Here is a 13,232-nt window from a genome sequence, read left to right on the forward strand (position 1 = left end):
ATACCGGAGGGGACCGCTGTGTGTGATGAAGTAGAACGTCGTATCTTCTCAATGTTTGATTCGGATAACGATCAGATCGTTTCCCGGTCGGAATATCTCTCGCGGGTGGACCGGGTGGCTACGGCCCTGGCTCCCGTGCGCGGCGCCGAAGTCGTGGCCCAGGAAATTCGTTGATCGAACCCGAATTCAACAGGAGAAAATCCAGCTCATGAAACCCGTACTCGTCGGCGCCGCACTGACCGCCGTGGCACTCCTCGAAGCGGCCATTCCGGCCGGCGCCGCCTCCGCCGATCCCGAGGTCGACGCCACCTGCGTGCGCACCCTCCACGGCACCTTCGACACCCCCGTCGGCTCGGGCGGCGGCAACAGGCCCCAGGCCGACACCCTGCACATGACCGGCACCGTGAAGTGCGTCGACCCGGCAGGCCGGCCCGTTGCCGCCGGGACCGTCGACCACACCCTCACCCTGCCGCGCACCGAATGCACCGGCGACGAGCACGGCGACACCTCGGCCACCCGCGTCACCTGGGCGGACGGCGCCGTCTCCACGCTCGGGTTCGACCGCGTCGACGTCGTCAAGGCCTACGGGACCGCCTCGCTGGTCGCCGCCGGCAGGGTCACCTCCGACAGCGCGCGCTTCGCCGGTGACACGCTGAGCGGCGCGGGCACCAGCATCAGCACCGGGTGCGGCACCATGGCGGGCGCCCGCACCGTCGACTCCACGACGGTGATCCGCCTCTCCCACCGGCCGGGGCCGGCAACCGGCTGACGCACCGGAAGCCGCCCCGGGGTCGTCGGCGCGAGGGCCGTGAACAAGAGCTCTCCCGTCGGCGCGCGGCCGGGGAACGCTCTGGGTGCGGTATCGCGATGTCCCAGGTCTGTCGGGAGCGGCGAACGCCGCCGTTCGCGTGCTCGAACGGGAGCGGTTGTCCCCGGGCATCGTGGCAGTGGCGCTGAGTGTGTGGTCCGTGCGTGTTCACGGCACCAAGCGCCGCTGGAGGCCGCGCGAGGCCGAGTACACCTGCCCGTGTTGCGGCGAGGGGTGGGCCCGGGACACGTTGCGGGACGCTCTGTTCATGCTTCCGCCGAGGGCCGCCGGCGAACTCCGGGTGCAGGTCGATCGGTTGGACGGGGTGCTCCTCCGGCGAACGCACCACGAGCCGACGGCGGACCCGGAGTTGGCATGGTGGTACCGCAGGAGCTGACCGCACCCGTGCCGCCTGAACCGCCGGCACCCCACGGACCCGGAGAAGGAGCACGATGTCCGGGCGGTGGGCGACGGCATCCGCCCGCCGCTGAGATCCACAAGTCTTAGTACTCATATACGAGTTGTCGCCAGTTCTGTCCGTTCCCGAGGCACTCCCCGGTGCGGGCTTGTACGGTGATTCCCCCTGCCCGGCAGGCGGGTTCCCACGGGTTCGCGCCGGCCGCGTCGGCGGGAGCGGTACGGGGACAGGGACACCACGCACGCATGGGGCCGGTGAGGCTCCGAGGGGGAGAGATGGCGTACCTCGTTGAACTGCCGGTCGGTCCGGGGGGCGGTATCCCGGACGTCGTGAGGATCGAGATCGAGCAGGCCTCGGAGGGCCTGGTGCAGGTGGCCCGGCCTGGCCAGGTGGTAGCCCGTGCCACACGGTCGCTGGGCGAGATGCTGGCCGGGGTGAGGCCGGTGGCGCAGGACTTCGTCGACGGCTTCCGCGGCATGGCCCACGCACCGGACGAGATCGGCATCGAGTTCGGGCTGTCGCTGTCCGCGGAGGCGGACGTGGTGATCTCCAGCACCTCGGCGCAGGCGAACTTCAAGGTCTCGCTGACCTGGAAACGGACACCGGCCGACGGGACGGACCAGGCGGTCGAACCGGCGGCGGAGGAGCCCGCGCCGTGACGGCGCCGGTCCCCGGGCCCGTGGAGGGCGTCGGGTCGAACGCGCTGGACGCCGCGGTGCTGCGGATCCACGACGCGCTGAGCAGGCCGGTCGGCGCGGGCTTCCTGGTCGCACCCGACCTGGCCGTCACCTGTGCGCACGTGGTCTCGGCGGCGCTCGCCGGGCAGGGCGTCGAACCGGGCGTCGGCTCCTGGGTGTTCGTGGACCTGCCCCTGCTGCCGGTGCCGTCCGGGGCGGGCCGGCCGGCCGTGGCGGGGGTGATGGCGGTCGTCGAGCACTGGGTGCCGCGGACCCCGGAGCGTGGCGGGGACGTCGCGGTGCTGCGGCTGGCCGCCCCGCTGGCCGGCGCCCGCCCGGTCCGGCCCGTCGAGACCCGGGCCGAGAACGTCTGGGACCACCCCGTGCGGGTGTTCGGCTTCCCGGTGGGCCGTTCGGACGGGGTCTGGCACGCGGGCGTGCTGCGGGGCCGACAGGGCGGGGGGCTGCTCCAGGTCGACCTTGCCTCCAGGGGCTACCGGGTCTCCGGGGGGTTCAGCGGGAGCCCGGTGTGGGACGACCGCCTCGGCGGGGTGGTCGGCATGGTGACGATCGCCGAGGCGACCGATCCCCCGGTGAGCTACCTGACCCCCACCGACGGACTGACGGCGGCCTGGCCCGGGCTGCGGGCCGTCGCGATGCCGCCGTCGCCGTTCCGCAGCCTGACCTCGTTCCAGGAGTCGGACGCGGCGGTCTTCCACGGCCGGTACACCGAGAGCGAGGAGGTCGCCGTCCTGACGGCGCGCGAGCGCTGGGTCACCGTGGTCGGCCCCTCCGGCTCCGGGAAGTCGTCGCTGGCCATGGCCGGGGTGGTTCCCCGGCGCCGTGCGGCGGGGGCGCTGGCGGTGACCCTGCGGCCGGACTCCGGCAGCAGTCCGCTGTCGGCGCTGGCCGCCGCGCTGCTGCCGCTGCTGGAGCCGTCGCTGTCGGCGACGCAGCGACTTGAGCGGGCCCCCGTCCTGGCCGCCGTGCTGGCCGGTCCGCAGGGCATGGCCGACCTCGTGCCCCGGCTCCTGGAACTCCACGGCGCGAACCAACTGCTCCTGGTGCTGGACCAGTTCGAGGAGCTGCTGGTGCGCGGCCGGTCCGCCGTCGACGAACTGGCCGCCGTGCTGTTCACCGACACCCTGCCGAACACCGTCCGCGTCCTGACCACCCTGCGGGCCGACTTCCTGGAGGCGGCCCTCGCCCATCCGCTCCTCGGCCCGGTCATCGGCCGGCAGGTCTACGCACTCGGCCCGATGAGCCGCGAACAGCTGCACCAGGTCGTCACCGCGCCGGTCGACGCCGTCGCGGGGGTGCGCTACGCGCCCAACCTGGCCGAGCGCCTGCTGGACGACACCGGAGCCGAACCGGGCGCGCTGCCGCTGCTGGGCTTCACCCTCGACCTGCTCTGGCGGCGCCAGGACGCCGGTCTGCTGACCCACCAGGCCTACGAGGCGCTCGGCGGCGTCAAGGGCGCACTGGGGGCCTACGCCAACGACGTCCTGCGGTACAAGGTTTCGCCGGAGGAGGAGAGGGGGGCCGCACGTCGTCTCTTCACCCAGCTCGTCCGGGTGCCGCTGGGTTCGCTGTCCGCCACCCGTCGGACGGCGCTGCGCACCGAGCTCGGCGAGGACGAGTGGCGCATCGCCCAGCGGCTCGCCGACGAGCGGCTGCTGGTCGTCGGGCGCAGCGCCGAAGGCGTGGACACGGTGGAGCTCGCGCACGAGGCGCTGATCAACGCCTGGGACAAGCTGCGCGCCTGGGTCGAGGAGGACCGCGCGTTCCTGGCCTGGAGGGAGGTCCTGCGGCACGACCGGGAGCGCTGGGAGCGCGGCGGGCGCGACCACGATCTGCTGCCGAAGAGGATCACGCTGGCGGGCGCCGAGCCCTGGTTGCACAGCCGGGCCGGGGATCTGAGCGAGGCCGAACGGGACTACCTGCAACGCGGTCGCGTCCACCGCCGGTCGCGCCGGCGGAGGCAGGGCACGGTGGCCGCGGCGCTGTGCGTGACGCTGCTGGCCGCCGTGACCGGGGGCGTGCTCACCGTGCGGGAACGCCACGCCACCGCCCGGGAGAGGGACGCCACCGCCCAGAAGGCGGCGGTCGTGAACTCCAAGGATCTGGCCGCCCGCGCGCAGGCCCTCGGCGGCACCGATCCCGGACTGGCCGCCCAGTTCGCGATCGCCGCCCACCGGACGTCCCCCACCCAGGAGGCCGCCGCCCAGCTGTACGACCTGAGCGGCTCGTTGCTGAACAGTGTCGTCGGCGAGGCCGGCAAGGACACCCTCGTCATGGCGACCTCCGCCCGTGCGTCCCTGGTCGCCGCGGTGAACCAGGACGGAGTGGTCCGGATCTGGGACATCGCCGACCCGGACGCGCCGGCGCTCCGCTCGACCGTCGAGGTCGGCCTGACGGGCATCGCCCTGACCCCGGACGGGTCCCACCTGGCCGCCTCGTGCGGCACCGGGGGAGGCCTGTGCCTGTGGAGCCTCGCCGACCCCGGGAAGCCCGTGATCGCGGCCCGGCTGCCCTTGGCGACCGACCCGGCGGGGGAACGGGCGGGCGTCATGTCGATGGCCACCAGTGCGGACGGCACGCTGCTGGCAGCGGCCCTGGGAAACGGCGACACCCGCCTGTGGTCGATCGCCCGGCCCACCGCCCCCACGGAGCTCGCCCGGCTGCGCAACCCGACCGGGCAGGGGCCCGGGGCCCTCGCCGCCGTGGCCTTCTCGCCGCGGGGAAGTCTGCTCGCCACCACCGTTCTCGGCGGCAGGACCCAGCTGTGGGACATCGCCGACCCGGTCAACCCGGTCGACCCGGTCGACCCGGCCAATCCGGCCACCCTGGAGACCGGGTACAAGTCGATCGTCTTCAGCCCCGACGGCGGCATGCTGGCCGCCGGAAGCCAGCGGGACGTCGGTCTCTGGCGGCTCGGGGACCCGGCCCACCCCGAGGCCGTCAGAGTCTCGACGGGGGGCTCCGCGAACGTGAGCGCGGTGGCCTTCAGCCGGGACGGCCGCCAGCTCGCCTACGGCGGGACGGACGTGAAGGACCCCAAGGGCGATCTGTGCGTCGTCCCCCTGTCCGCGGACAACCTGGCCCTGGGGTCCGCGAAGTCGAGCTGCATGAAGACGGCCGCCGGTCTCTACGCCATGGCCACGACCGGGGCCGGCGGGCTGCTGACCGTGGGCGGCGACGGTGTGCTGCGCCGGTGGCGCGCACCGGTCCGGCAGATCGACGAGGCCCGGCTGCCCGGCGGCCTCCCCTCCTGGTCGTTCAGCCCGGACGGCCGCCTGATGGCCGCGGCGCAGCAGGTCACCGCGACGGCGCCGACCCCGACCACGCAGTCCGTCGGGCTCTGGGACCTCTCCGCGTCCACGGGCCCCGCCCTCGTCGCGACCCTGCCGGTCTCCGTGCGGAGCACCGCGTTCCTCCGCGCGGACGCGCTGCTGACCGTCGGATGGGAGGGCGAGGTCCGGCTCTGGAACGTGAGCGATCCGCACCACCCGGTCAAGGCCGCCTCCCTCGGCACCGCCGACTTCCCCGCCACCCCGTCGGCCGTCGGTGACGTGATCATCAGCTTCGGGGTGACCTGGGACGACGGTGGCCACCGAATCGCGGTGATCAGGGGCCGGGTGCTCCACCTGTGGCGGGTCACCGACTCGCTCGACGCGACGGAGGCCGGCTCGATCCCCGCCCCCGACGCCGACGGCCACGACGCCGGCCTGCTGAACCACGGCCGCACGGCCTACCTGGCGAGCAAGGCCGGTTTCGACTGGTGGGACGTCAGCGACCCGGCGAAACCGAGGCGCACCGGCTCCTCGGCGATCAAACCCCCGGAGGGCTCCTCCGATTCCGGTGGCTCCGCCGACTCGCTGAACATGGGTTCCGCGCTCTCCCGCCTCACCCCGGCCGGTACGGTCATGGCCGTCACGAGTACACCGGACATCACCTGCAAGTGCTCGGCCCTGGAACTGTTCCACTTCACCGCCGGCGGCGAGCCGACGTCGAGGGTCACCGTGCCCGGTGCCTTCAACGACGTCCTGGGCCTGAGCGGTGACGGCCGGCTGCTCGCCGCCGGCGCCAACAACGGAAGCGCCGTCTCTCTCTGGGACACCGGCGATCCGGGGCATCCCCGTCCCGAGACGACCATTCAGACGGTGCAGGGCGTCAAGGGCGTCGAATTCGCCCAGAACGGCGCGCTCATGGCCATCTGGAACAGCAGCACCCTGGAACTCTGGGACGTCCGCAACCCCACCGCTCCCGTTCTGGTGGCCTCCGTCGCCAATCCGAGCGGCGACACGATCCGCGCGGTCGCGCTCGTGGCGACCGGGCCCACCCTCCTCGTCGCCTCCAACCGGACCGTCTCGCTGCTCGACACCGATCCCGCCAGGCTCGCCGACCGCCTGTGCTCCTACAGCAGGGGCTCCGTCAGCCCCGCCCAATGGCGCCTGTACGCGCCCGACATCGCCTACCGGAACCCGTGCCCGAGCCGCTGACAGGGCTGCGGCCGTCCTCGGCCGCAGCTGCGGACAACCCTCAGGCTCCGTGCTCCCGGGCGGACGCGATGGCCGCCCGTACCGTTTCCAGCAGGGCTTCCAGGCCCTGGGCCCGCTGCCATTCCTCGGCCGACAGGTGCCAGGTGTGCTGCGTCGCCGGGGCCTCGGGCGGACCGGCGACGACCTCGACGGTCCGCCTCCCCTTCCGATCGGGGCCCGTGACCCGCAGGTCCGTGTTCCGGATGTGGAACCGCTTCGGATAGCTCCCGAAGACCTCCAGGATCCGGCCGTCGAACGTGTAGAACTCTCTGCCTGCCCTGGCCGTGATCTCGTCGGTCATGGGGCGACGCTACAGGCGGGACCCGCGGCTGTCAGGCCCCCCGTCCGGCGGCAGGTCCGTCACCGCTCCGGCCGCGGGGCGTGTCACGTGATCCAGGTACCGCCGCTCCGGCACCGGATCTTCGTGACTGTCCGTGACCATCGCGGCTCGGCAGGATCTACCTCACCGAACGGAACGCCGGCAGGAAGGCGGACCGGACAGGTGGCGGCGGTGACGCCCCCCTGGCCGCCCGCACCCGTACCGGGTTGTGCCGGTCCGCCTGACGCTTCCTCCGAACTCGCCCGAAAGCAGCCCATCATGAGCGCCGTTAGCGCCCGCCTGAAGAAGTCCGCCACCGCCACCGCCCTGGCCGTCAGCCTCCTCGCCGGGGCCGGTACGGCTCTGGTCGCGGCCCCGACCCCGGCCGCCGCGGCCGACTGCGCCGGCAAGGACGGCGTCGGAGGCGGCAACTGCACCAGCGCCCTGATCGGCGCCGTCGCCGACACCGTCAAGTTCGTCCTCGGTGCGGCCAACCAGGCGAAGATGGAGAACGCCCAGTTCACCCAGGCCCTGGTCTCGAAGCTGAGCAGTGCCGCGCCCGGCTACAACGTCCTCGTCTTCAAGTACGACGGGACGGACGCCTTTGACACCAAGTGGTTCAAGAACGACTACTCGGCGAACATGCGGGGGGTGATGTTCGAGGACGACGTCAAGCTGGAGCACCACGACAAGGAGGGCGGGCCGCAGGGCTACGACGACTTCAAGGTCTGGGTCTTCGCGGGCGAGTCGACCTTCGTCAACTACGGTGACGGCGGCTTCATGAACTGGGCCTTCATCGGCCATGACTCGGACACCAGCGGCCGTGGGGGCCGGATCATCCACTTCCCGGCCCGGGTGGTGCCGGGGTCCTCCAGCGGCTCCACCCCTCCGCCCGGAACCCCCTCGACGCCTCAGGTGCCGATCGGCGGCCAGATCATCACCGTCCCCGCGATCCCCATCAGCAGCCCGGGGACCCCCGGCATCCCCGCGCACGAGACCGGCGACACCGGGACCAACATCCCCGCCGGCCACATCCGGATGGGGTTCGGTGTCGCCGACTCGGGCGCCGCCCAGCTGAGCGGCACGCTGCACCCGAGCGTCAAGAACGGCCGGGCCCCCGCCGCCAACGGCTCCGCGAGCGGCACCCCGGTCACCGCCGCCACCAGCACCGCCGCCAAGGCCACCGGCTGGGTCTTCACCCAGGACGCCGGCGGGCTCTACAGGATCACCAACGCCGTCACCGGCCTCGCCCTCACCGAGAACACCAAGAGCTACCTGGCCGAGGCGCGCCCCTGGACGGGCTCCGCCGCCCAGAAGTGGGAGGTCTTCGCGTTCGGTGACGGCGAGTACCAGATCCGGGTCAGCACCGACGACTGCCTCACCTATGACGAGGACAACAAGGCCCTCGGCGTCTGGACCTGCACCAACGACTGGAACCAGCGCTGGACGATCAAGGCCTGACCGTCCCGCGCCCGGCCCCGCCCTCTCGCCCGACCCTGCCCCTGACTCCGCCCCTGCCGGGACCCGCCGGCGGGGGCGGGCCCGTGTCCGGCCCGACGTCGCGCACGCGCCCCGGGGCCGCGTCACGAGACGGGGAGGCCGTGGCCGTGGGTGAAGGCGAACAGCGCCAACTGCATGCGGGTGGTGGCGCCGGTCTTGCTGCGGATCCGTCGGAGGTAAGTGTCGACGGTGTGCGGGCTGAGCTGGAGGCGGCGCGCGATGGTGTCGTAGGTGGCTCCTCGGGCCAGCAGCTCCAGCACCTCCACCTCCCGGCGGCTCAGAGCGGGGGTGGCGGTGGCGGGTCGGGACATCGGGGCACTCTCCTGGCTGAGGGGACGTCGGACGGGAGCGGCAGTCACGGCGACCGCTCAGTAGATGGGCTGGCAGCCGGGGGTCGTGCACGCGCCGCCCCACGAGGTGTCGTCCGCGTGAACGTTGCGGGCCGCCGTCGCGCGGTTCTGTGGAACGGCGAGCGCGGCGGGGGCGCTGATCCCGAGAAGTGCCGCGAGCAGTACGGCGGCGGTGATGAAACGCTTCATGGAGTCCTCCTGGAGGGAACCTCAACGGTCCGCCGAGCGGGTCCCGGCCTGTGATCTAGCATGTCGCCGAGATGATCACGCGCCTACGGGCCGACCACCTCACCAAGCTGGGTGGCAGCAAAGTGACTGGGGGATGTACATGGACATTTCCGGTGAACCGGACGATCGGGCGGGCGGAACGGAACCCGATCAGGTCGACGTGGCGGTCTACTCCTGGGTACTGGAACACCACCGGCTCGAACCCGAGGCCATCGCCGCCGAGTTGGGACTGGAGCCGGACCGGGCCGCCGCCTCGGTGCGCCGGCTGAGCGCCCTGCGCCTGGTGTACCCGGACCCGCAGGACCCGGCAGCGGGCTACGCCGTCGCACCGGAGGTCGCGATGGCCCGGCTCGCCGCCCCCGTCGAGGCCCGGATCCGGCGCGAGCAGGAGGAGCTGGCCAGGGGACAGGCCCGACTCGTCGGCTTCTTCCCCCACTACCAGCGGGGCGGACGGACGGCCGGCGCCGGTGAGGGGGTCGAGGTCATCAGCAGCCTGCAGGAGGTACGGGCGGCACTCGACCGGGCCTCGGACGGCTGCCGGAGCGAGGTGCTGGCCAGCCAGCCCGGTGGCGGAAGCCGCGTGCCGGAAGCCATGGAGGAAGCACTCGGCCGTGACCGCGCGCTGCTCGCCCGCGGGGTGCGGATGCGCACGCTCTACCACCACACCGCACGCTTCAACGGCCCCAGCCAGGCGTACGTGGAAGCGGCCTCGCCGCTCGGCGGCGAGTACCGCACCGTCCACGAGCTGTTCGGCCGCATCATCGTCTTCGACCGCGAACTCGCCTTCATCCCCGCGAGCGACGGCTCCTGGGGAGCGGTGGCGGTCCGTCAGGAGTCACTGGTCGCCTATCTGTGCGAGATCTTCGAACAGTCCTGGTCGTGTGCCAGGCCGTTCTCCGCCGCCACCGAGGACGGCCTGGAGCAGGTCTCCCAGGAGATCGACCGGACCATCCTGCGGCTGCTCGCCGCCGGGCTCAAGGACGAGACGATCGCCCGCCGCCTCGGGATGTCCCTGCGCACCGCGCGGCGTCATATCGCCGACATCATGGGGCAGTTGGACGCCGAGAGCCGGTTCCAGGCGGGTGTGGCCGCCGCCCGTACCGGGCTGCTGGGCGAGTAGCGGCACCCCGGGAGGCAGGGGTGCGGGGGCGGCCGGGGCACTCGGGCGGCGGGGTCACGCGAGTCCGGGACCGGAGGCCCGGGACCGGGTTCGCGTGACTGTCCCGGCGCCACCACGGGAATCCATGATGGAGCCCGGCGAAGGGAAGCCTCCCGACGCGAGGCTCCGGAACGGAGGACGACGGTGCAGTGGGGGCCGGACGATCAGGAGAACGAACCGGCCGACGAGAGCGGCTACCTCCGGGAACTCGCCGCGTTCCTCTCGGCCCGGTCCGGTGGAGGACCTGCCGTCCTGTGGACGGACTACGAGCCCCCCGTCACCGGCGACCCGTCCGCGGCGGAGGCCGCGGCAGCCCTCGCCACCGGGCTGAGTACACTGCTGGGCGTCACCGTGCGGACCCTCCCTCAGGACCCCGCGGACCCGCACGCGGCACAGATGCGACAGGCCGATTCGGAGGAACTCCTGGTACTCCAGCTGTCCTCCGTCACCGACATCCTGGTCGGTGCGCCGACCGCCTCGGCGGCCTCGGCGGACGCGATCCCCGGTCCGATCGGCTCCACCGGCTCCAGCGGCTCCACCGCCTCGACCGACGCGCACCGGGTGCCGCTGGCGGTCCGACTGCGGGGCGGCCAGGCGCTCTTCGTCCCGCGCCGCTCGACCTGCACGCTGCTGCCCGAGCCGGGCTCCCGGCATGCGGTGCTTCGGATCCCGACACCGCGGACCGGGCCGGGGGCCCGTCCCGGGGGAGGCCCCGGCCCCGACGTCGGCCGGTAGCCACCGGGGTGATCCCGGTGCGACTCCGGTCCGGAGCCGCACCGGCCCGGCGGCGGGCTACCGGTTGCCCAGGGGGCCCGGGTAGAGGTACTCCTCGGCGGGGAGCGTGGTCCCGTGGGCCCAGGCGTCGAAGAAGCCCTTGAGGTCCTTGCCCGACACCCGTGCGGCCAGTGCCTCGAACTGCGGGAACGAGGCGTTGCCGTAGGCGTGGTCGGCGGTCCAGCGGCGCAGGGTGGCGAAGAACGCGTCGTCGCCGACGGTGCGCCGCAGGGCGTGCAGCATCAGGGAGCCCTTGAAGTACAGGGCGGGGGCGAGCTCCTTGCCCTTCCCGGGGTCGTACAGCTTCGTGGACCAGAACGAGGGGTTGTCCTTGTTCTCGGCGACCACGTGGGGGTAGAAGCCGGTGTCCAGGTTGGCGCCGTTGTGCTCCTCCCACAGCTGGTTGGCGTACTGGGCGAAGCACTCGGCGATGCAGCCGTCGCGCCAGTCGGTGAACGAGACGCTGTTGCCGAACCACTGGTGGGCGCTCTCGTGGACCACCCCCTCGTCGTAGAGGGCCCCGATGTACGTCGGCCGGCTCTGGGTCTCCAGAGCCGCCGCACCGCGTCCGGGATTCTCGGACTCGCCGACCACGATCGCGCCCGCGGAGGAGAACGGGTACGGGCCGAACTTCGAGGCCAGGAAGGCCAGGACGTCCGGTTGCGCGGCCTCCGTGGCCGCGTCGATCGGGACGTCCGGGCTGTACGCCGTGATGACGGGCTTTCCGTCGGGCAGCTGCGTCCGGTGGACGGTGAACCGGTCGACGGCGACCGTGCCGAGGTACGTCGCCATCGGCCGGTCCTCCCGCCAGCGGAACGTCGTCGTGCCGTTGGCGGTGGTGGTCGGCCCCGGCAGGCCGTTGCCGATGGCGGTCCAGCCGTCGGGGACGGTCGCCGTGAGGGCGAAGGTGGCCTTGTCGGACGGGTGGTCGTTCGACGGGTACCACGAGGTCGCGGAGTGCGGTTCGCCCGACACGTTCGCGCCGCCGTTCCTCAGGGTGTGCCAGCCCTCGGCGTCGGGCGTGCCGGCGTACGTCACCCGGACGGCGAACGTGGCGCCCCGGGCGACCCGTTGGGCCGGGACGACGACCAGCTTGTGCTCGCCGGAGCGCGAGAAGGACCGCGCCGGCGTGCCGTTCACGGTGACCGAGGCGACCGTGAAGCCCTTCAGGTCCAGGCTGAAGCGGTCCAGCGCCCGGACGGCCCGGGCGGTGACGGTCGTGTCGCCGTCCAGGTGGTCCGTGCGCGCCGGGTCGTAGGCGATCCGGACGTCGTAGTGCCCCACGTCGTAGCCGGAGTCGCCGTCGTCGGGGAAGTACGGGTCCCCGAGGCCGGCCGCCGAGGCGGGCAGGGCCGTCAGGGCGACGCCGAGGGCGGTCGCGGTCGCCAGCACGGCGGCGGTCCGGCGGCGGGTGGTCGGTGTTGCGGGCATCCGTGTCTCCTGCGGGATGTCGGGTGGTCAGGGCCGGGCGGTGGCGGGGGTGGTGGCGGCGAGCTGCCACACCACGCCGATCAGGGCGTTGGTGCTGGTGGTCTGCGTCGCCGGGTCGACGTTGGCGAGGTTGTCGCAGGCATCGTGGATGCAGTCGGAGATGCCGGTGCTGAAGCCGGAGGACGGGATGCCGGCCTTGCCGAACGACTCGTTGTCCGACCCGCCCACGCCGATGTCGAAGGTGGCGAGCCCCCGGGCGGCGAACCACGACTCGAAGACCTGCCCGGCCGCGCTGTCGGCCTGCTGACCGTCCTTCACCACGAACCACTGCTGGGTGTTCCGGCTGCCGGTCTGGTCGAAGTTGAGGTACAGGTCGACGGCCTTGCGGTCGGCGTCGGACAGGCCGCGGACGTAGTCGGCGGAACCGACCAGCCCGACCTCCTCGGCCCCCCACCAGGCGAACCGCAGGTGCCGGGCGGGCTTCAACCGGGCCTTGGCCACCTGGAGGGCGGTGGTCAGCACCGTGGCCGACCCGGACCCGTTGTCGTTGATCCCCGGGCCCTGCTTGACGCTGTCCAGGTGGGCGCCGGAGAGCAGCACGTGGTTCGGGTCGCCGCCGGGCCAGTCGGCGATCAGGTTGTAGCCGGTCGCGCCGTCGTGCGAGAAGCGGCGCACTTCGGTGCGGAAGCCGGCCCGGTCCAGCGCGTGGCGCACGTACGCCAGCGACTCCGCGTACCCGCGGGTGCCGTGCGCGCGGTTGCCGCCGTTGCGATCGGCGATCTGCTGCAGGGCCCGCAGGTGCGGCATCACGTCCTCCTCCGAGACGGTCGGCGCGGTGGCGGGCCCGGAGGGGACCGCGGTGGCCGCCGTGGCGGCGGAGGGGACCGCGGACAGGACCAGGGCCACGCCGAGGACACCGGCGGCGAGGGACAGCGGACGGGAGGACGGCTTCGGGGAGGGCTTCAGGGACGACTTCGGGGACGACTTCGGGGACGGCTTCACGAGGGGCCTCTCGGGAGGGGACCGG

At 72.9% G+C, this 13,232-nt stretch carries 11 protein-coding genes; 6 read left to right on the forward strand and 5 right to left on the reverse strand.

The genetic code is table 11. The annotated features are described in order from the left end of the window. The first annotated feature begins 208 nt into the window (after positions 1–208). From ACFVUY_RS26225 to ACFVUY_RS26235, 3 genes are all read left to right on the forward strand, one after another. Complete coding sequence (locus ACFVUY_RS26225) at positions 209–769, forward strand: hypothetical protein (RefSeq protein WP_387733782.1); 561 nt, start codon at positions 209–211, stop codon at positions 767–769. A 732-nt stretch (positions 770–1,501) separates the two neighbouring features. After that, entirely contained in the window at positions 1,502–1,885 is a 384-nt protein-coding gene (locus ACFVUY_RS26230) for a CU044_2847 family protein (protein ID WP_387692181.1), read from the forward strand. Beyond that, positions 1,882–6,405: a trypsin-like peptidase domain-containing protein gene (locus ACFVUY_RS26235; RefSeq protein WP_387733785.1), complete on the forward strand. Its 4,524-nt coding sequence runs from the start codon at positions 1,882–1,884 to the stop codon at positions 6,403–6,405. Before ACFVUY_RS26230 ends, ACFVUY_RS26235 begins: the two co-directional genes overlap by 4 nt. A 40-nt stretch (positions 6,406–6,445) precedes the next feature. Here ACFVUY_RS26235 and ACFVUY_RS26240 read toward each other — a convergent pair whose 3' ends face one another. Continuing rightward, the gene (locus ACFVUY_RS26240; protein ID WP_387733787.1) at positions 6,446–6,745 is read right to left on the reverse strand and encodes a hypothetical protein; all 300 of its coding nucleotides are present in this window, start codon (positions 6,743–6,745) and stop codon (positions 6,446–6,448) included. Between the two features lie 297 nt (positions 6,746–7,042). Here ACFVUY_RS26240 and ACFVUY_RS26245 point away from each other — a divergent pair, with 297 nt between their 5' ends. Next, on the forward strand, positions 7,043–8,224 hold the full coding sequence (locus ACFVUY_RS26245; protein ID WP_387733789.1) for an RICIN domain-containing protein: 1,182 nt from the start codon (positions 7,043–7,045) through the stop codon (positions 8,222–8,224). 122 nt (positions 8,225–8,346) lie between these two features. On the opposite strand, the gene ACFVUY_RS26250 is transcribed toward ACFVUY_RS26245, so the two are convergent. Both ACFVUY_RS26250 and ACFVUY_RS26255 read right to left on the reverse strand, forming a co-directional pair. After that, positions 8,347–8,574 carry a response regulator transcription factor gene (locus ACFVUY_RS26250; RefSeq protein ID WP_387692175.1) on the reverse strand — a complete coding sequence of 76 codons (228 nt, stop codon included), beginning with the start codon at positions 8,572–8,574 and terminating at the stop codon, positions 8,347–8,349. Positions 8,575–8,631: 57 nt separating this feature from the next. Continuing rightward, positions 8,632–8,802 carry a hypothetical protein gene (locus ACFVUY_RS26255; protein WP_387733792.1) on the reverse strand — a complete coding sequence of 57 codons (171 nt, stop codon included), beginning with the start codon at positions 8,800–8,802 and terminating at the stop codon, positions 8,632–8,634. A 139-nt stretch (positions 8,803–8,941) separates the two neighbouring features. On the opposite strand from ACFVUY_RS26255, the gene ACFVUY_RS26260 reads away from it, so the two are divergent. Together ACFVUY_RS26260 and ACFVUY_RS26265 are read left to right on the forward strand one after the other, a co-directional pair. After that, on the forward strand, positions 8,942–9,961 hold the full coding sequence (locus ACFVUY_RS26260) for a LuxR C-terminal-related transcriptional regulator (RefSeq protein ID WP_387733795.1): 1,020 nt from the start codon (positions 8,942–8,944) through the stop codon (positions 9,959–9,961). Positions 9,962–10,144: 183 nt separating this feature from the next. Beyond that, positions 10,145–10,735: a hypothetical protein gene (locus ACFVUY_RS26265; RefSeq protein WP_387733798.1), complete on the forward strand. Its 591-nt coding sequence runs from the start codon at positions 10,145–10,147 to the stop codon at positions 10,733–10,735. 57 nt (positions 10,736–10,792) lie between these two features. Here ACFVUY_RS26265 and ACFVUY_RS26270 read toward each other — a convergent pair whose 3' ends face one another. Together ACFVUY_RS26270 and ACFVUY_RS26275 are read right to left on the reverse strand one after the other, a co-directional pair. After that, a complete protein-coding gene (locus tag ACFVUY_RS26270) occupies positions 10,793–12,205 on the reverse strand; it encodes a M1 family metallopeptidase (protein WP_387733801.1) in 1,413 nt (470 codons plus the stop codon). Positions 12,206–12,232: 27 nt separating this feature from the next. Beyond that, positions 12,233–13,207, reverse strand: coding sequence for a M28 family peptidase (locus tag ACFVUY_RS26275; RefSeq protein WP_387733803.1), 975 nt, complete (start codon positions 13,205–13,207; stop codon positions 12,233–12,235). Positions 13,208–13,232: the final 25 nt, after the last annotated feature.

Origin of the sequence: Kitasatospora sp. NPDC058063 (assembly GCF_042885395.1) — a bacterium.
GTDB lineage: Bacteria > Actinomycetota > Actinomycetes > Streptomycetales > Streptomycetaceae > Kitasatospora > Kitasatospora lactacystinica.